The sequence below is a fragment of the Cobetia sp. MB87 genome, assembly GCF_011319755.1.
In the GTDB taxonomy this organism is placed as follows: domain Bacteria; phylum Pseudomonadota; class Gammaproteobacteria; order Pseudomonadales; family Halomonadaceae; genus Cobetia.
Map to the genome: position 1 here is coordinate 125,125 of NZ_VFBC01000004.1, position 17,462 is coordinate 142,586.

At 64.8% G+C, this 17,462-nt stretch carries 16 protein-coding genes and 1 pseudogene; 11 read left to right on the top strand and 6 right to left on the bottom strand.

The window, feature by feature from the left end:
* Positions 1–151: 151 nt before the first annotated feature.
* Positions 152–1,036 carry an ion transporter gene (locus CDPAHKCJ_RS13445; protein ID WP_166018671.1) on the top strand — a complete coding sequence of 295 codons (885 nt, stop codon included), beginning with the start codon at positions 152–154 and terminating at the stop codon, positions 1,034–1,036.
* A 138-nt stretch (positions 1,037–1,174) separates the two neighbouring features.
* Here the strand turns inward: CDPAHKCJ_RS13445 and speD are convergent, their stop codons facing one another.
* The 4 genes from speD to CDPAHKCJ_RS03170 form a co-directional block, all read right to left on the bottom strand.
* Complete coding sequence (speD, locus tag CDPAHKCJ_RS03155; protein ID WP_043334620.1) at positions 1,175–1,969, bottom strand: adenosylmethionine decarboxylase; 795 nt, start codon at positions 1,967–1,969, stop codon at positions 1,175–1,177.
* A gap of 315 nt (positions 1,970–2,284) precedes the next feature.
* Complete coding sequence (locus CDPAHKCJ_RS03160; protein ID WP_166018699.1) at positions 2,285–2,710, bottom strand: OsmC family protein; 426 nt, start codon at positions 2,708–2,710, stop codon at positions 2,285–2,287.
* 178 nt (positions 2,711–2,888) lie between these two features.
* Entirely contained in the window at positions 2,889–3,731 is an 843-nt protein-coding gene (locus CDPAHKCJ_RS03165) for a nucleotidyltransferase family protein (RefSeq protein ID WP_166018672.1), read from the bottom strand.
* Positions 3,731–4,981: a phosphotransferase gene (locus CDPAHKCJ_RS03170; protein ID WP_166018673.1), complete on the bottom strand. Its 1,251-nt coding sequence runs from the start codon at positions 4,979–4,981 to the stop codon at positions 3,731–3,733. Before CDPAHKCJ_RS03170 ends, CDPAHKCJ_RS03165 begins: the two co-directional genes overlap by 1 nt.
* 171 nt (positions 4,982–5,152) lie before the next feature.
* Here CDPAHKCJ_RS03170 and CDPAHKCJ_RS03175 point away from each other — a divergent pair, with 171 nt between their 5' ends.
* From CDPAHKCJ_RS03175 to CDPAHKCJ_RS03210, 8 genes and pseudogenes are all read left to right on the top strand, one after another.
* On the top strand, positions 5,153–7,747 hold the full coding sequence (locus CDPAHKCJ_RS03175; RefSeq protein ID WP_240916637.1) for an LPS-assembly protein LptD: 2,595 nt from the start codon (positions 5,153–5,155) through the stop codon (positions 7,745–7,747).
* Between the two features lie 85 nt (positions 7,748–7,832).
* Positions 7,833–9,116 (top strand): peptidylprolyl isomerase, encoded by a 1,284-nt coding sequence (locus CDPAHKCJ_RS03180; RefSeq protein WP_043334629.1) that lies wholly within the window; start codon positions 7,833–7,835, stop codon positions 9,114–9,116.
* A 27-nt stretch (positions 9,117–9,143) separates the two neighbouring features.
* Positions 9,144–10,160 carry a 4-hydroxythreonine-4-phosphate dehydrogenase PdxA gene (pdxA, locus tag CDPAHKCJ_RS03185; RefSeq protein ID WP_166018674.1) on the top strand — a complete coding sequence of 339 codons (1,017 nt, stop codon included), beginning with the start codon at positions 9,144–9,146 and terminating at the stop codon, positions 10,158–10,160.
* A gap of 194 nt (positions 10,161–10,354) precedes the next feature.
* Positions 10,355–11,143: pseudogene (rsmA, locus tag CDPAHKCJ_RS03190) on the top strand (16S rRNA (adenine(1518)-N(6)/adenine(1519)-N(6))-dimethyltransferase RsmA); the annotation flags it as partial.
* Positions 11,144–11,328: 185 nt separating this feature from the next.
* A complete protein-coding gene (apaG, locus tag CDPAHKCJ_RS03195; RefSeq protein ID WP_166018676.1) occupies positions 11,329–11,709 on the top strand; it encodes a Co2+/Mg2+ efflux protein ApaG in 381 nt (126 codons plus the stop codon).
* Positions 11,710–11,780: 71 nt separating this feature from the next.
* Positions 11,781–12,620 (top strand): symmetrical bis(5'-nucleosyl)-tetraphosphatase, encoded by an 840-nt coding sequence (locus CDPAHKCJ_RS03200; protein WP_166018677.1) that lies wholly within the window; start codon positions 11,781–11,783, stop codon positions 12,618–12,620.
* A gap of 79 nt (positions 12,621–12,699) precedes the next feature.
* Positions 12,700–13,026: a thiosulfate sulfurtransferase GlpE gene (gene glpE / locus CDPAHKCJ_RS03205; RefSeq protein ID WP_054557228.1), complete on the top strand. Its 327-nt coding sequence runs from the start codon at positions 12,700–12,702 to the stop codon at positions 13,024–13,026.
* A gap of 91 nt (positions 13,027–13,117) precedes the next feature.
* Positions 13,118–14,362: a polynucleotide adenylyltransferase gene (locus CDPAHKCJ_RS03210; RefSeq protein WP_166018678.1), complete on the top strand. Its 1,245-nt coding sequence runs from the start codon at positions 13,118–13,120 to the stop codon at positions 14,360–14,362.
* A gap of 137 nt (positions 14,363–14,499) precedes the next feature.
* Here the strand turns inward: CDPAHKCJ_RS03210 and CDPAHKCJ_RS03215 are convergent, their stop codons facing one another.
* The gene (locus CDPAHKCJ_RS03215) at positions 14,500–15,120 is read right to left on the bottom strand and encodes a glycerol-3-phosphate acyltransferase (protein WP_166018679.1); all 621 of its coding nucleotides are present in this window, start codon (positions 15,118–15,120) and stop codon (positions 14,500–14,502) included.
* A gap of 161 nt (positions 15,121–15,281) precedes the next feature.
* Between CDPAHKCJ_RS03215 and folB the strand changes: the two genes are divergently transcribed.
* Together folB and folK are read left to right on the top strand one after the other, a co-directional pair.
* Positions 15,282–15,659: a dihydroneopterin aldolase gene (gene folB / locus CDPAHKCJ_RS03220; RefSeq protein WP_166018680.1), complete on the top strand. Its 378-nt coding sequence runs from the start codon at positions 15,282–15,284 to the stop codon at positions 15,657–15,659.
* A complete protein-coding gene (folK, locus tag CDPAHKCJ_RS03225; RefSeq protein ID WP_166018681.1) occupies positions 15,656–16,195 on the top strand; it encodes a 2-amino-4-hydroxy-6-hydroxymethyldihydropteridine diphosphokinase in 540 nt (179 codons plus the stop codon). Before folB ends, folK begins: the two co-directional genes overlap by 4 nt.
* Positions 16,196–16,349: 154 nt before the next feature.
* On the opposite strand, the gene tsaD is transcribed toward folK, so the two are convergent.
* Complete coding sequence (gene tsaD / locus CDPAHKCJ_RS03230) at positions 16,350–17,390, bottom strand: tRNA (adenosine(37)-N6)-threonylcarbamoyltransferase complex transferase subunit TsaD (RefSeq protein WP_166018682.1); 1,041 nt, start codon at positions 17,388–17,390, stop codon at positions 16,350–16,352.
* Positions 17,391–17,462: the final 72 nt, after the last annotated feature.

Consider the following 17,462-nt stretch of genomic DNA (forward strand, 5'->3'; position numbering starts at 1 on the left):
GCTAATGCATGAACCATCGGACGCATGAAGTCCCGGTCGCATGAACCACGGGACGCATGAATCATCGTAAGTATGACGGCGGTGTCTTCACACTGTCAGGGCGACGAGGATGGGGTAGGCTTTCCAGAGCCCATTCACGGAGAACCCTCGGATGCAGGAACGCGTCACGCCCTTTCAGTTGTTCATTCTGGTGCTGTCGATCTATGTGATCGGCGCCATGGTGGTGGACCTTGTCTTTGAGTTGTCACCGCAGGTCCAGCGGCTGCTGGAGTACATGGACTACGTGGTCTGCCTGTTCTTCTTCATCGATTTCTGCAAGCGCTTCGCCAGTGCCAAGAGCAAGCGCGAGTACATGAAGTGGGGCTGGATCGACCTGCTGGCCTGTATTCCGGCGGGGCTCTTCCAGGGCGCGAGGCTGTTTCGCGTGGTGCAGGTGCTGCGGGTGCTGCGCGCCATCAAGTCGATGGAAATGATCTGGAAGCTGCTGTTTCGCAACCGGGCCGAGGGGGTCTTCGCCTCGGCGGCCACTGCCACGGTGCTGCTGGTGGTGTTCGGCGCCCTGACCATGCTGATGGTGGAGACACCCAATCCCGACAGCCCCATCAATACCGCCGAGGAGGCGTTGTGGTGGGCAGTGGTGACGGTGACCACCGTCGGCTATGGCGACTACTACCCCATCACGACACTCGGTCGCGTGGTGGCGGTGCTGCTGATGGTCGGGGGCGTGGGGCTGTTCGGGAGTTTCGCCGCCTATATCAGCTCGATCTTCATCGAGGATGACAGTGAGCAGGAGGCGCGCGCAGCGCGTGCCCAGCGCGACATGACGCGTGCGCTCTACCATCAGATCAGCGAGCTGACGACAGAGGTGCGCGAGCTGCGTGAGCGACTGGATCAGGTCGCGCAGGAGCGGGGCGAGTCGCTGGCTGAGCGCGAACGCCACCGCGAGGCGCTGCATCGCCAGGTGAATGAGGAGATGGAACAGCGCCTGGGGGATGCCGCCCCGCCAGACCGCAAGGGCCCCGTCGACGAGCGCTGAGTCGGCAGGCAGGCAGCCAACCAACCAACAAAGAAGCCCCTGGCACCGTGAGGTGTCAGGGGCTTTTTACATACTGTCATCAGGCGTCAGGCAAGCAGACACAGGCGCTGCGACTGCCGTGCATCACCCGGGCGATGATCAGTCGAAGTTGCGCGAGTAGAAGATCTCGAGCATTTCACGACGCAGACGGCCTTCGATGTTGGTGGCTTCCTCGAAGGTCAGCTCGCGACGCGAGGTGCCGAAGAGGTAGTTGTCCAGTTCGAAGTCCTTGAGCAGCATCTTGGTGTGGAACATGTTCTCTTGATACACGTTCACATCGACCATCTGGTAGGCACGCTTGGTGTCTTCCGCCAGGTAATCCTGGATGGAGGTGATGTCGTGATCGATGAACAGCTTCTTGCCATCCACGTCGCGCGTGAAGCCACGCACGCGGTAGTCCATGGTCACGATATCGGAATCGAAGCTGTGGATCAGATAGTTCAGCGCCTTCAGCGGGCTGATCATGCCACAGGTCGAGACATCGATATCGAGACGGAAGGTGCTGATGCCGTTGTCCGGGTGGGACTCGGGATAGGTGTGCACCGTGACGTGAGACTTGTCCAGATGGCCGACGACCGTTTCCGGCAGCGGGCCCGGGCCCGGCGCGGTCTGGGACACGTCCTGCTCTTCCAGCTCGTGCTCGGCGATCAGGATGGTCACGCTGGCACCATGCGGCTCATAGTCCTGGCGTGCGATGTTCAGCACGTGGGCACCGATGATGTTGGTGACATCCTTGAGGATCTGGGTAAGACGCTCGGCATTGTAGAGCTCATCGATATAATCGATATACGCCGTGCGCTGCTCTTCGGTCTGCGCGTAGCAGATGTCGTAGATATTGAAGCTCAACGAACTGGTGAGGTTGTTGAACCCGTGAAGGCGGAGTTGATCGCTCACGTCCAGGCCTCCTTGAAATGGGAGGGTGGTATGACATCCGATGCGCCATTGCATTCAGTCAGAGAGGCAGGCATCGGGCCGAAGAGGACATCTCGAAAGGCCCGTCCCGGCCGCTGGCAGCATGACTCACAGGGAGCATTGCATACCATCCTTGCCACGAGACGACCGGTGAGACGACCGGTTTGAGGGGCGTATTATGCACAGGCAGGGCTGACACGCCAGCGACAATTCCCGCCGATCCCGGCGAGATGTCGTGAGTGGTACGCTCCCTCCCGCCGTCGGCGGGGCCTTGAGGGGCGGGAGGGTGAGGCGTGATCAGGCCGCGATGTCGATGACTTCGTAGGAGTGGGTGATCTCGACACCCCCGGCGGTCAGCATCAGGGAGGCGCTGCAGTACTTCTCGGCGGACAGCTCGACGGCACGCTTGACCTGGGATTCCTTGAGGTTGCGACCGGTGACCACGAACTTGACGTGAATCTTCGTGAACACGCTTGGCACGCTATCGGCACGCTCGGCGCTCAGTTCGGCGTGACAGTCGGTGACCTGCTGGCGGGCCTTTTCCAGAATCTGGATGACATCGAAGCTGGTGCAGCCGCCCAGACCCATCAACATCATTTCCATCGGACGCGGGCCGGTGTTGCGACCGCCGTTGTCCGGATTGCCGTCCATGACCACGCTGTGGCCGCTGCCGGATTCGGCGAGGAACTGGCGACCATCGGTCCATTTGATGCTGGCGTTCATTGCCATGTCGGAACGTCTCCTTCTGATAAGTCGTTGATGTGCTGCCGGCCCGAGGTCAGTGGTTTCAAGGGCCGGGGGCTCCAGTTACAAGAGCGCGGAGAGCACGATGGCGCACAGGGTAGCATTGTCATCGGCGCGCCCGGAGGAACGTCCAGCGCTGAGCTTATATCTCGCTGACTCAAGCCTTGTCGTGGCTCAGCAGCTCATCCAGCTCGGCCAGACGCTGTGGGGTGCCGACATCGATCCAGGCGCCGCGATGATGCAGGCCGCGCACCTCGCCATGCTGCATGGCCTCACGCAGCAGTGGCGCCAGCTTGAAGACGCTGTCAGGGCCCTGGTAGGCCGGTGTCTCGGCGATGGCGCGGCGGATCAGTCGTGGTGACAGCCACGACACACCGGAGAAGGTCAGGCGGCTGCCGGTCTGCACGTCCTTCTCGTCCTGTTCGTCGCTCTCGGCGCGGGCGTCATCCTTCACTATCCCCGTCGGGGTGAGCAGGAAGTCCCCCTCGGGATGGTGTGGCGGGTTATCCACTAGCACCAGCCCCGCCAGCGCCTGGGGCTGATCGGCAAGTGGAGCAAGTGAATGGCTCGCCAGCGCCTGGATGGTCAGCAGCGTGAGGTCGACGTCACACCAGACATCGCCATTGATCAGCAGGAAGGGCGTGTCATCGCCTGCGTCCTGCGTCAGCGCCTCGGGCAGTGACAGGGCGCGAGCGATGCCGCCGCCGGTTTCCAGCGGCGTCTCCTCGCGCGAGAAGATCAGTGTCAGGAAGCGCTTGCGCCCCTGCCAGCAAGCTTCGAGCTGGCCCCGGGCATTCGGTTTCGCTGCGAAGTGGCTCACAATCCTGTCGGCCAGGTGGCCGACGTTGATGACGACCCTGTCCACATCGATCGCTTCCAGGCGCAGCAGGTGGTGCTCCAGCAATGGCAGCCCGGCGACTTCCAGCAACGGCTTGGGGGTGTGGTCGGTCAGCGGGCGCATGCGCGTGCCGAAACCGGCCGCCAGAATCATCGCGCGCATCAGTGGCTCCCTGGCTGGTTATCGGCATTTGCTGCGCTGTCCTTGCTTTCCCCACCTGCCGCAGCGCTCTTCGCCGTATCCGCGGCGGCCGCATTGCGCTGCAGGCGGGCAGCGCGATCGGCGAGTGCTGCCAGCTCATCGTAATCATCGAGGTTGATCTCGGGGCGCTCGCCATTGGCGAGACGCAGGTCGCGCGCCTCGCATTCCTCGGCCAGGCGCAGCGACAGTGCCGGCGTCAGCACCTCATCCAGCCAGTGGGTGAAGGAGATCAGTTCCGGGCAGAAGGCCAGACCCTCGCGCAGGTGACCGAGGAAGCGCGGCATCAGCGTCAGGTAACGTGGCTTGGCATCCCGCAGTGTCAGGCGCGCGAAGATGCCGAGAATCTTGAGATTGCGCTGAACGCCCATGCGCTCGACGCTCTGGCGGTATTCCAGCGGGCTCGGTGCCGGCAGGCCGGCCGCGGCGTAGCGTGGCAAGGCGGCCAGACGCGCCTGCTCGATCCAGCGCGCCATGGCGGGTTCCGGCCAGCGCCAGTGACGGTCGCGCAACAGCGAGATCAGGTCGTAGTTCTCGGGGCCGCTGACGGCGTCCTGGAAGTCGATGATCCACAGTCGCGGCTGGTCCTGGGATGCCGACTGATGCAGGAACAGGTTCTGGGCATGGAAGTCGCGATGCACGGTCACCACCGGTTGCGCGCTGGCGGCCGCGAGCAACTGCCCCGTCAGCTTGTCCCAGGCGGCGTAGCGGCGGTCATGTGGCATGTCGAGCAGCTGGCCGAGGCACCACTCCGGAAACAGCGCCAGTTCGGCAGACAGCCGGGCGTCGTCATAGGCAGGCAGGTTGCCGGGCGGCAGCTGATGCAGCTGCTCGAGCAGCCCGATGGCTTCGCCATAGTAGTGGTCAGCGTGCTCGGTGCTGGTCAGGGCGGTCATCAGCGGGGTGTCGCCGAGGTCTTCCAGCTCCAGGAAGCCGAGTGACTCGTCGAAGGCGAAGATCTCGGGCAGCGGCAGGCCGGCGTCGCGCCATTGGCGAGCGATGGCGACGAAGCCGTGGCTGTCTTCCTTCTCGGGCGGGGCATCCATCAGGATGCGCGCCGGCGTGGCCGGGTCGAGCTCCTCGAGGTGCAGGCGGAAATAGCGGCGGAAGCTGGCGTCGTCAGCCACGGCGCTCATGCGCACGGCCTCTGGCGTGAGGTCGTGGCGGGCGGCGGCCCAGGCGTGCAGCGCCTGGCGGCGGGCGTCGGATGTCATGGGGCTTGGGCTCCTGTCGGCGTGTGCGGGGCCGGCTGTCAGTTGACGCCTGTGCCGCGGCCCCGCATGCTGTCGTGTGGTGACGAGAAGGCAGGCGGAACCGGCAAGCAGGAAGGCCGGTTGCTGGGCCTGTATAATACCGATTCCCCCAGCCAAGGACACAGAGCAGCCATGGCCCAGCGCAGCCATTCATCCCATCCGGGCAAGCCGACGACCGCTCCCGGGCGACGTCAGCGTCGCTTCGCGACTCCCTCTCTGTCTGCTCATTCCCGGCAGGCACCGATAGCCCGATTGGGCGATGACCGCCCGGTCTGGCAGCTCAAGCCACTGGTTTTCCGTCTGTTGTGGACGCTGGCGCCACTGGCCGCCGGCGCCCCTCTGATGGCACAGGCCGCTCCGCCCGAGCCCCTGTCAGCCAGTCAGCTCGATTGGCAGCCCTATGATGAGGTGCCGCGGGGCAAGCTGTGCTCCGGGCGCTATGTCACGCCGGCCTACCGTATCGAGGCGGGCGACACGCCGGAGCAGGTCACGACCTCGGCTGACAAGGCTAATTACGGCAACGATGGCGTCGCCACCCTGATGGGGGAGGTGGTGCTGCGCCGCGGCGATTCCCAGCTGGAATCGCCCGAGGTCAGCGTCAACGAGGCGCGTGACACCGCCACCGCCAAGGGGCCTGTCACCTATCGTCAGCCCGGGGTCCTGCTGCGCGGCGACGACGCGCGGGTCTCGCTCAACAGCGATGCGGCCAGCGTCGACAACGGTCACTACGTCTTTCACGAACAGCATGTGCGCGGCGACGCGGTGCAGCTGGCACGTCTCGAGGATGGTCGCTACCGCCTGAAGGATGCCAGCTTCACCTCCTGTGAGCCGGGCAACAGCCTGTGGCGCCTGGTCGGCAGCGACATCACCATCGATCAGGATTCCGGCTGGGGAACGGCCAAGCATGCGCGCATGGAAATGGGCGGCGTGCCGGTCTTCTACTGGCCCTACGTGCGCTTCCCGGTCGATGACCGCCGCCACACGGGCCTGCTGTGGCCGCAGTTCAGCTACACTAGCTCCAGCGGCTTCGATTACGCCCAGCCGATCTACCTGAATCTGGCCCCCAATTACGACGCCACCCTCACGCCGCGTTACATCTCCGAGCGTGGCGAGATGCTGGAAGGCGAGTTCCGCTATCTATTGCCGCGTGGCGATGAAGGCAGCATCGAGGGCGCCTGGCTCGCCGATGACGATGGCGGCAGCGATCCCGACGATGATGAGGAAGACCTGATCGGCGAGGACCGCTGGTACATCAACTACCAGCATGCTGGCCGCTATGATGCCCGTACCGACTACCAGTTGAAGTACGGCGCCGCCTCCGATGGCAATTATTTCGACGACTTCGGGCGCAACTTCGGGGAAACGGAAACCGATAGCCTCGAACGTCTGGCACAGCTCGATTACCACGGCGATGTCTGGGACCTGCAGTTCAAGGCGCAGGGCTATCAGCGCATGGACTACCCGCTGGATAACGATGACAAGCCGTTCTACCGTCTGCCGAGCCTGACCGCGGATGGTCGCTGGAGTCAGTCCAACGGTTTCTACGAAGAGTGGAATTCCAACGCGACCTACTTCTGGCGTGACGTCGATGAGACGGATACCGACATCGACGAAGACCAGGCCGCCAATGGTTCGCGCCTGCGACTGGCGCCGGCGCTGGGCTGGCGCAGCGACCAGAGCTGGAGCTTCATCGAGCCGCGCGCGCAGTTGGTCAGCCTGTCATACAGCCTGGACTATGGTGACCGCGAGACGGACCGCAGCACCAGCCCGTCCGCCACCATCCCGGTACTGTCGCTGGACAGCGGCCTGATCTTCGATCGCGAGACCGAATGGTTCGGCGACGGCTATACCCAGACGCTGGAACCGCGCCTCTATTACGCCTACGTGCCGGAGGTTGATCAGTCCGATCTGCCCGACTTCGACACCTCGGAAGACGCCTTCAGCTGGAATCAGCTGTGGTCTCCGTACCGCTTCAGCGGAGGTGACCGTGTCGGCGATACCAACAAGGTCTCCTACGGCGTGTCGTCACGCTTCATCAGCGATGAAAGCGGCCGTGAACGCCTCAAGCTGGGCGTCGGCCAGTCGAGCTACCTGTCGGACCGCAACATCGACATGGACGGTGATCCGGACAAGACCTCACGCTCCGACTTCGACAGCTACTCCGACTACTATCGTGCGACGCGTGACCGCTCGCCGGTGGTCTTCCAGGCCGATGTGGTGCTCAACGACCAGTGGACCGCCTCCCAGGCCGTGTTCCAGGATTTCGATCGTGGCGTGACCGAAAGTGCCCAGACCTCGCTGCGTTATCGTGCGGAACAGGGCACGGTACTGAACTTTGGCTTCAATCGTGAGATCGAAGGCTTCGTGCCTTACGACGATGAGGACGAGGATGACGTGCTGGGCTATACCCGCAACGAGTGGGATTTCTCCTTCGCGACGCCGATGAGCGAGAGCTGGTCGCTGCTGGGCCGCTACATGTATGACAGCACCAATTCCCGTTCACTGGAGAAGGTGTTGGGCGTGCAGTACAACGATTGCTGCTACGGCGTGCAGGTCACCTGGCGTGAATGGCAGGATGACAACGACACCGCCAACACCATCTCGGATGACGAAGAGAAGAATGGCATCTTCCTGACCTTTGAATTCAAGGGCTTGGGAGGCGTTGGCCAGAGTGCTGACAGCTACCTGGAACAGGCCGTACCGGGCTATCGCAACGCGGGCTTCTGAGTCGCCGCGCCAGGCCGTGAACGATGACGCCAAGGCGCCGCCGCAGGGCGGCGCCATCAACATTTTTACGCCGAGAGAACATGTGATGCGCAAGACCCTGATTGCCCCGCTGGGGCTGGCATTTGTGCTGGCGAGTCTGCCGGCCGGTGCCGCCGAGTTGCTCGACCGCGTGGTTGCCGTGGTCAACAAGGACGCCATCATGCAAAGCGACATGGAGCAGCGCGTCACCCAGGCGAGTCAGCAGTTGCAGAGCCGTGGCATCAACCTGCCGCCGCGCGACGTGCTGGAGCGTCAGGTTCTTGATCGTATGGTCAATGAGCAGATTCAGCTGCAGCTGGCGGAACAGGCCAACCTCAGCATCGATGACACCCAGCTCAACGCCACCCTGCGCGGCATCGCCAAGGACAACGGCATGAGCCTGGAAGCCTTCGCCGACAAGCTCGAGCAGGACGGCATGTCACTGGCCCAGGTGCGCGATCAGGTGCGTCGTGAGCTGCTGGTGCAGCAGATCCAGCAGCGCAGCGTCGCCAGTCGGGTGCGGATCTCCGATCGTGAGATAGATCGCTATCTCAATCAGCAGAATGTCGGCAGCGACGTCCAGTACCATCTGGCCCACCTGCTGGTGGCACTGCCCCAGGAGCCGACGCCGGACCAGGTCAAGGCCGCGCGCGCCAAGGCCGACAGCCTGCGCCAGCAGATCGAGCAGGGCACCGATTTCGCCCAGCTGGCTGCCGCCGAATCTGCCGGCAGTCAGGCACTGAGCGGCGGTGATCTCGGCTGGCGTTCCGGCGGTGAGCTGCCGACGGTGTTCGCCGATGTCATTCCGAACATGCAGGCCGGCCAGGTCTCCGAGCCGCTGCGCAGTGCCAGTGGCTATCACCTCGTCAAGCTGATCGAGAAGCGTGGCGCGGGCAAGGCGTTGATTTCCCAGACGCGCGCACGCCACATCCTGATCCAGCCCAACCCGAACCTCAGCGATCAGCAGGCGCTTGAGCGCGCCGAGTCCATTCGTCGCCGTCTGCTGGGGGGCGAGGACTTCGCCGCGTTGGCCCAGGAGTTCAGCGACGACAAGGGCAGCTCTCTCAAGGGTGGCGAACTGGGCTGGGTCAGCCCGGGCCAGACGGTCTCCTCCTTCGAGACGGCCATGAATGGTCTGGACGTGGGCGAGATCAGCCAGCCGGTCAAGAGTCGCTTCGGCTACCACATCATCGAAGTCGAGGAGCGTCGCCAGCAGGATGTGACCAACTCCAGCCAGCGTGACAAGGTCCGCAAGACCCTGTTCCAGCGCAAGCTCAATGATGAGCTCGAAGCCTGGCAGCAGCAGGTGCGTGCCGAGGCCTACGTCGACAACCGTCTCGATGAGCAGTAAGTCCGAGTGGAGCAGCGAGACACCGTCATGAATCGTCGCGAAGAGATTGCGCCCGATATCATCGCTCTGACCGCCGGTGAGCCGGCGGGCATCGGTCCCGAGCTGCTGGTGATGCTCGCCGGTCAGGCGGAAGCGTTCCCTGCGCAGCTGGTCGCCGTGGCAGACCCCGCCTTGCTGGTCAGTCGTGCCCGCCTGCTGGGTCTGCCGCTGGTGGTGCATGAGTTGTCGCCGGGCGATCCGCTGCCGCCGGTTCGCAATGGTGAGCTTGCCGTGTGGCCGGTGCCGCTGGCAGTGCCCAGCGAGCCGGGCGTGATCGATGCGCGCAATGGCGATCATGTGCTGGCGATGCTGGATGTCGCCATCGCCGCCTGCCAGGCGGGGCATGCCAGTGCCATGGTGACGGCGCCGCTGTCCAAGGCCGCCGTGATCGAGGCCGGGCATGCGGGCTTCACCGGCCACACCGAATACCTGCGCGATGTCTGCGGGGTGGAGGAGGTGGTCATGATGCTGGCGTGCCCCGGGCTGCGGGTGGCGCTGGCCACCACACACCTGCCGCTGCGCGAGGTGGCCGAGGCCATCACGCCCGAGGGCTTGACGCGGGTGATGAAGATTCTCGCCAAGGACCTGACGCGCTACTTCGGCTGTGCCGCACCGCGCATCGCGGTGTGCGGGCTCAATCCGCATGCCGGCGAGGGCGGGCACCTGGGGCATGAGGAGATCGAGGTGATTTCCCCGACGCTGGATGCCCTGCGCGCGACCGGCATGCAGCTGGATGGCCCGCTGCCGGCCGACACCCTGTTCACGCCGCGGCATCTGGAGGGCGTGGATGCGGTACTGGCGATGTACCACGACCAGGGCCTGCCGGTGCTCAAGTATGCTGGCTTCGGTGAAGCCGCCAACATCACGCTGGGCCTGCCGATCGTGCGTACCTCCGTGGATCACGGCACGGCGCTGGACCTCGCCGGCAGCGGGCGTGCCGACGTCGGCAGCCTGTTGCAGGCCGTGCGTGTCGCCATCGAGATGGCAGCCGCCGCGCGAGCCTGAGATAATCCCCGCATCACTCGGGCGTGACCGCATGGCGGCACGTCAGGCGTGCGCCACAGCGTGGCGTCTCGCTACCCCAGTCATTCGACCATCGAGGATGGTCTCGCCGCCCCGGTCTGCCTGTGTCCCTGCAGGCCATGGCGGCGTCTTGTTGTCGGGAATCCCGACGGATTCCCAGGAGGAAGGTCAGTCCCATGTCCCAACATTTCCCCGCGCATCGCGCTCGCAAGCGTTTCGGTCAGAACTTTCTGCAGGACCTTGGCGTCATCTCTCGCATCGTGAATGCCATTCGTCCCGCGGAAGGCGAGCGCCTGGTCGAGATCGGTCCGGGGCAGGGTGCCTTGACCGGCCCGCTGTTGGAAGCGGCAGGCAAGCTGGAAGTCATCGAACTGGACCGTGACCTCATTCCGGGCCTGCGCGTGCAGTTCTTCAACTACCCGGACTTCGTGATCCATGAAGGCGATGCCCTGCGCTTCGACTTCCCGGAGCTGGTCGGTGATGGCCCGGCACTGCGCGTGGTCGGCAATCTGCCGTACAACATCTCCACTCCGCTGATCTTCCACCTGCTGGAAGCACGCGGCGCGATCTCCGACATGCACTTCATGCTGCAGAAGGAAGTCGTCGAGCGTCTGGCCGCCGAGCCGGGTGGCACCGACTGGGGCCGCCTGTCGGTGATGACCCAGTATTACTGCGCAGTGGAAAATCTGTTCCTGGTGCCGCCGAGCGCCTTCTTCCCGGCGCCGAAGGTGGATTCCGCCATCGTGCGTCTGGTGCCGCACCGTGAACTGCCGCATCCGGCCAAGGACGAGAAGCTGCTCGCCGTCATCGTGCGCGAAGCCTTCTCCCAGCGCCGCAAGACGCTGCGCAACAACTTCAAGGGCCGCATCGATGCCGACCAGCTGACCGCGCTGGGCATCGATCCCTCGCGTCGTCCGCAGACACTGACCGTCGCTGAGCTGGTGATGATCAGCAACCACCTCAGTGAGCAGGGCATGACTGTGGACAAGGCCAACAAGGCACCGAAGAAGCGTCCGCGCAGCAATGTCGGCCACGGTGCGCCGGCAGCCGACAGTGCCAGTGATAGTCATCGTGATAGCGCCAGCGGCGAACGCCTCGATGCCGAGAGCGATGCCAAGGGCGACGCCCGCAACGCCAGCGACCACGACGCATGAGTAGCGTGGCGGACATCCGTATTGACGCCGTACCCGAGTACTGCGCCGACGAGAGTCGTCCGAGCGAGAACCGGCACGTGTTCCGCTACACCATCACCGTGCACAACGGGACGAATGAGACCGTGCAGCTACTGGCGCGCTACTGGAAGATCACCCAGGGCAGCGGCGATCAGCAGGAAGTGCGTGGCAAGGGCGTGGTCGGCAAACAGCCGCTGATCGCGCCCGGCGAGAGTTTTCGCTATACCTCGCGCGCCGTGCTCGACATGCCGGTCGGTGTGATGCAGGGGGCCTATACCTTCTGTGACGCGACCCATGCGCGCACCTTCGAGGTCGCCATCGCACCGTTCCGGCTCGCCGGGCCGCATCAGGTTCACTAGGGTGGCCGCGTGATGCAGTGTTTCGTATTCAAGACAGCAAGTCAGACCGCCACGGCGGTCAGGGAGTGGGCATGACGCAGTGGGCGATTGGCGATTTGCAGGGCTGCCACGAAGAGTTCGAACGGCTGTTGCAGCGCCTCGATTTCACGCCGGGGCGCGATGTGCTGTGGCTGGCGGGAGACCTGGTCAATCGCGGGCCGGGCTCGCTGGAATGCCTGCGCCTGGTCAAGTCGCTGGGTGATGATGCGCGGGTGGTGCTGGGCAACCATGACCTCCACCTGCTGGCGGTGGCGGAAGGTTTCAGCCGTCACAAGCGCTCCGATACGCTGACGCCGATTCTCGAGGCGGCGGATCGCGACGAGCTGCTGGACTGGCTGCGTCGTCAGCCGCTGATGGTGGATGCGCTGGTCGGCAATCGCCGCACGGTGATGAGCCATGCCGGCGTGTTGCCGAGCTGGACGCTGGACCAGGCGGCCGGCTATGCCCGCGAAGCGCACGCTGTGCTGGCGGGAGACGACTATCGGAGCTTTCTCGGCGAGATGTACGGCAATACGCCGGACCGCTGGCAGGAGGAGCTCGAAGGCACGCCGCGCCTGCGCTGCATCGTCAATGTCTTCACGCGCATGCGCTTTCTGCACAGTGATGGCCGACTGGATTTCGCGGCCAAGGAAGGGCTGGACAGCGCGCCGGAGGGATGTCGCCCCTGGTTCCAGTACCCACGTCCCGAAGGGGCCTGGGATGATTCGCCGCGCCTGCTGTTCGGCCACTGGGCTGCTCTGGAGGGCGAGGCACCGGCGGCGCGTCAGGATGTCGAGGCGCTGGACACCGGCTGCGTGTGGGGCGGTGGCTTGACGGCGCTCAATCTCGAGACGGAAGAGCGCGTCTTCGAGCCGGCGCTGACCTCGCGCTGAGCGCCCTCCCGTCGCCAGTGACAGCAGGTCTGCCGTCGCTGGCGAATGCCTTTCCCCTTACTCAACAAGCGGAGTCCGCATGAGTTTCGAACATCTTGATCTCGCAACCCTCAGTGACTGGCGCCAACGCGACCCGTCGCTCGTGGTACTCGATATCCGCGATCCGCTCAGCTTCACGCAGGGGCGTATCCCGGGCAGCCGTCATCTGGACAACGCCAGTGCCGGTGCCATCCTGGAAGACACCCCGCGTGACAAGCCGCTGGTGGTGGTCTGCTATCACGGCCATTCCAGCCAGCAGGCCGCCGCCTGGCTGGCGGGGCAGGGCTTCGAGAAGGTCTATTCCCTCGATGGTGGCTTTACCCAGTACCAATTGACGCATGGCGATGACGTCGAGAGCGGTAGCTGACGCCGCCTACACGTGACAGCCGTCACTGGCCGTACTTCCTCACTTTCCTCATTCAGCTTTGTATCTCGTGCCGCAGGGCAAGGACACTCGCATGACTCAGACGACGCCTTATTCACCGACCGATTCGCGTGACCGCCTGTTGAGCGGGCTTGAGGTCTATCGCGTGGGCGGCGCGGTGCGTGATGCGCGCCTGGGTTGGCCGTGGCACGAATGTGACTTCGTGGTGGTGGGGGCAACGGTGGAAGACATGCAGGCGCGTGGCTTCCGGCCGGTCGGGCGGGACTTCCCGGTCTTCCTGCATCCGCAGACCCAGGAGGAGTACGCGCTGGCGCGTACCGAGCGCAAGTCCGGTCACGGTTATGCAGGCTTCAGCGTGCATGCCAGCCCCGATGTGACGCTGGAAGAGGACCTCATTCGTCGCGACCTGACCATCAATGCCATGGCCGAGCCGCTCGATAGCACGCCGGGGCAGGGCGAGGTGATAGACCCTTACGGTGGCCTGGCGGATCTCGAGGCGCGCGTGTTGCGTCACGTCTCGAGCGCCTTCAGCGAAGACCCGCTGCGCGTATTGCGCGTGGCACGCTTTCTGGCGCGCTATCAGGGGCTCGGTTTCACCGTCGCGGATGAGACGCGGCAGATGATGGTCGCCATGGTCGAGAGCGGCGAGGTCTCGCATCTGGTGGCCGAGCGGGTCTGGAAGGAGACCGAGAAGGCGCTGGGCGAGGCCAGTCCCGAGGCCTACTTCCAGCTGCTCGATGAGCTGGGGGCGCTGACGGTGCTGATGCCGCCGCTGACCCGCGATGCCGAGCAGCTGGCAGCGGCGCTGGCGCGTCTGGACCGCCTGCCGCGACAGCTGGTCGATGAGGCGGAGATGGTCTGCTGGCGCATGGCGCGCCTGGTGGAGCACCTGTCACGCGACGAGATCGATGCCCTGGCGCAGGACTTGCGTCTGCCCAGCGCCGTGCGTGACGCCGCCCAGCAGGCGCGTCTGTGCCGGGAATTGAACGAGGCCTCGCGGCGGGAAGGTGGCGTGAGCGCAGCCGATCTCAAGGCCTGGCTGGATGGTGTCGATGCCTGGCGGCGTGGCGAGCGCCAGTCGGTGCTGGTGGCCCTGCTGGCCGTCGAGGACAAGGGGTTGGCACGGTTGGGCAATGCCGCTTGGCAAGCCGCGACGGCGGTGTCGCCGCAGTCTCTGGTCCAACAGGGCCTGAAAGGGGCGGAGATCGGGCGTGCGCTCAGTGAACAGCGCCAGCAGGCCATCGAGCAGGCGCTGTGCGAATGGCAGGCCATGCCGGAAGTGCACGCGCCTCATTGCGGCTGCGGACACAGTCACTGATCACCTGCTCGCTGCTGAGTACCTGACCCCGAAAGCCCCGGCCCTGCGCTGGGGCTTTTGTGTTTTGGTTGCAGGAAGGGGGTGTGAGAGAGCGAGCGTATTTTTCAAGAAGAACGCAGTGTGTGAGCAGAGCATGCTTACAGGCGCGGTTCGCTGCCATCGCTCAGGCGGCGCAGATTCAGCGCATGACGAATCACGATCAGACTGGCGAAGACCAGAATCACGCCGCTCATCTGCGGCGCCAGCCACAGGCTGAACAGGGGCGCCGCCAGTCCGGCCACCAGTGAGGCGATGGCCGCCGTACGCAGTCGCCAGGCCAGCCCGACCCATAGCGCGGCGCAGCTCAAGGCGACGCCCGGAGCCAGCATCAGCAGCACGCCAAAGGCAGCGGCCACGGCCTTGCCGCCGCGATGACCACGGTGCCACAGCGGCAGACTGTGGCCGATCAGCACGGCCAGCCCGATCAATCCCAGTGCCCAGGGTGGCAGCGAGAGCGCCAGCCCCAGCCAGAGTGCCGGCATGCCCTTGGCGGCATCGAAGACCAGCACCAGGGCAGCGGGCAGTGCGCCATGCAACCGCAGCACATTGGAGAAGCCCGGATTGAAGGACCCCGCCAGGCGTGGGTCGGGCAGCCCCAGTCGCTGACAGATCCACACCGCGCCCAGTACCGAACCGCTGGCATAGGCCACGGCCATCAGCAGGCTCAACTGTTGCCAGGAGGCCAGTTGCGCGGTCCACTCGATCAGGCCCGTCAGCATGATGTCGACTCGCTGCGAGCCCGAGGTGTCGCGCACAGGCAGGGAGAGAGGGGCTGGCAGCTTGGCCAAGCAGGGGCCGGGTGCAGTAGAATCAGTCGCATGATGGCGGGGCCTTGGGCGTCGTTTTTATTCGTTCATTCGACAAGCATAGAGGTAACGCCGTGGATCGTGTGCTGATCGAGGCTCTGGCCGTGGAAACCGTGATTGGTGTCTATGACTGGGAGCGTACCATTCGCCAGCGTCTGGTGATGGATCTGGAAATGGCCACGGATATTCGTGCCGCAGCTGCCGACGATGACCTGACGCACACCCTGGACTACGCCGCCATCAGCGCGCGCATCCAGACCTTCGCCGCAGAGAGCCGTTTCGAGCTGGTGGAAACCTTCGCCGAGCGCTTGGCAGCGCTGCTGCGTGAAGAGTTCGGCATTCGCTGGCTGACCATGACGGTGCGCAAGCCGGGCGCCGTGCCGGAAGCCGCCGCCGTTGGCGTTCGCATCGTGCGTGGCAGCCTCGAGACCGCCTCGGATGCGCCGGCATGAGTCTGGTACTGATCTCCATCGGTAGCAATATCGAGCGCGAGCATCATGTGCGGGTCTGCCTGGATGCCCTGCAAGCGACCTTCGGCAACCTGACGCTATCCTCTGTCTACGAGAGCGAGCCGGTGGGCTTCGTCGACGGGCGCAACTTCCTCAACCTGGTCGCAGGTTTCGAGAGTGACTGGAGCGTCGGCGAATTGCAGGCCTGGTGCAAGCAGCTCGAGCTGGCCAATGGTCGCCTCAAGAACAGTGCCAAGTTCAGCCCGCGCACCCTGGATCTGGACCTGCTGACCGTCGGTACCCTGACCGGAGAGGTCGATGGCGTGATGCTGCCGCGCGATGAGGTCGATCGCAATGCCTTCGTGCTGCTGCCGCTGGCCGAGTCGTTCGGTGAGGAGCGCCACCCCGTCACCGGCGAGGATTACGCCTCGCTGTGGAAGGCGTTCGTGGCCGCAGGGCGCGCCGAACAGCAGCCTTTGTGGCCGGTGGATTTCAGTTGGCGTTGCCGCATGATCTCGCGCGCTGGTGCCATGGTCTGACGCCATCAGGCACCACGTTGCCGGTGTCAGTGACCGGCGGTGAGCTTGACCGGCCCCTCAATGACAACGCCCTGCCGATTCTCATCGGCAGGGCGTTGTCGTCTGGCAGGGCACTGGTGTCTAGCAGGGCGTTGTCGTCTGGCAGGACTTAGCCTCAGTCCTGCGCTGTGCTCGGGGCCGCCAGACTGTCCAGCGGCCAGCGCGGCACGGCCTTCATCGGGCCAGTGTCCTGCTCGCCGGCATTCAGGCGTTGCGCGCCCACGTAGGCGATCATCGCACCGTTGTCGGTGCAGAAGCGGCCGCGCGGGTAGTAGGCGCGGGCATTGCGCTTGGTCAGCTCATGGCTCAGGCGCTCACGCAGGCGGGTGTTGGCGCTCACCCCGCCGGCGACGACCAGGCGCTTGAGGCCGGTCTGGTCCAGCGCGCGACGGCACTTGATGACCAGAGTGTCGACCACGGCTTCCTCGAAGGCGCGTGCGATATCGGCGCAGTGCTGCTCATCCAGGTTGTCCGCGGCCTTGGCCTTCTTGAGCGTGACCATGGTGTGGGTCTTGAGACCGGAAAAGCTGAAGTCGAGGCCCGGGCGGTCCGTCATCGGGCGCGGGAAGCGATAGCGCCCGGGGTCGCCCTGTTCGGCCAGCTTCGCGACCTGCGGGCCGCCGGGATAGGGCAGTTCCAGCATCTTGGCGGCCTTGTCGAAAGCTTCGCCGGCCGCGTCATCCACGGACTCGCCGAGCAGCTCGTATTCGCCCAGTCCGCGCACCGCGACCAGCTGGGTGTGTCCGCCGGATACCAGCAGCGCCACGAAGGGAAATTCCGGTGCATCGTCTTCCAGCATCGGTGCCAGCAGGTGGCCTTCCATGTGGTGGACGCCGAGCACCGGTACCTGCCAAGCCTTGGCGAGCCCATGCGCGGTGGACGCGCCAACCATCAGCGCGCCGACCAGGCCCGGGCCTGCGGTATAGGTGATGGCATCGATGTCAGCGGCCTTCAGCTGTGCTTCGTCCATGACCTGCTGGATCAGCGGCAGCAGCTTGCGAGTGTGATCACGCGACGCCAGTTCCGGCACCACGCCGCCGAACTCGGCGTGCATGGCGATCTGGCTGTAGAGGGCATCTGCAAGCAGGCCCTGGTCCGTGTCGTAGATGGCGACGCCGGTCTCGTCGCAGGAAGTCTCGATGCCGAGCACACGCATGGCTGACTCTCAGGAAATATCAGAAGTAGAGGGCGGCACGGCCAGCGAGGCTGCCTGAGCGAGCCCGAGAGG

Bases quoted from the DNA above. Each gene is read 5' to 3' on its own strand.
- CDPAHKCJ_RS03200 (WP_166018677.1), top strand. From the start codon at position 11,781: ATGACGCAGTGGGCGATTGGCGATTTGCAGGGCTGCCACGAAGAGTTC.
- pdxA (WP_166018674.1), top strand. From the start codon at position 9,144: ATGAATCGTCGCGAAGAGATTGCGCCCGATATCATCGCTCTGACCGCC.
- CDPAHKCJ_RS03160 (WP_166018699.1), bottom strand. From the start codon at position 2,710: ATGAACGCCAGCATCAAATGGACCGATGGTCGCCAGTTCCTCGCCGAA.
- CDPAHKCJ_RS03215 (WP_166018679.1), bottom strand. From the start codon at position 15,120: ATGCTGACGGGCCTGATCGAGTGGACCGCGCAACTGGCCTCCTGGCAA.
- CDPAHKCJ_RS03175 (WP_240916637.1), top strand. From the start codon at position 5,153: ATGGCCCAGCGCAGCCATTCATCCCATCCGGGCAAGCCGACGACCGCT.
- folK (WP_166018681.1), top strand. From the start codon at position 15,656: ATGAGTCTGGTACTGATCTCCATCGGTAGCAATATCGAGCGCGAGCAT.
- CDPAHKCJ_RS03170 (WP_166018673.1), bottom strand. From the start codon at position 4,981: ATGACATCCGACGCCCGCCGCCAGGCGCTGCACGCCTGGGCCGCCGCC.
- tsaD (WP_166018682.1), bottom strand. From the start codon at position 17,390: ATGCGTGTGCTCGGCATCGAGACTTCCTGCGACGAGACCGGCGTCGCC.
- CDPAHKCJ_RS03165 (WP_166018672.1), bottom strand. From the start codon at position 3,731: ATGCGCGCGATGATTCTGGCGGCCGGTTTCGGCACGCGCATGCGCCCG.
- apaG (WP_166018676.1), top strand. From the start codon at position 11,329: ATGAGTAGCGTGGCGGACATCCGTATTGACGCCGTACCCGAGTACTGC.
- CDPAHKCJ_RS03180 (WP_043334629.1), top strand. From the start codon at position 7,833: ATGCGCAAGACCCTGATTGCCCCGCTGGGGCTGGCATTTGTGCTGGCG.
- glpE (WP_054557228.1), top strand. From the start codon at position 12,700: ATGAGTTTCGAACATCTTGATCTCGCAACCCTCAGTGACTGGCGCCAA.
- CDPAHKCJ_RS03210 (WP_166018678.1), top strand. From the start codon at position 13,118: ATGACTCAGACGACGCCTTATTCACCGACCGATTCGCGTGACCGCCTG.
- CDPAHKCJ_RS13445 (WP_166018671.1), top strand. From the start codon at position 152: ATGCAGGAACGCGTCACGCCCTTTCAGTTGTTCATTCTGGTGCTGTCG.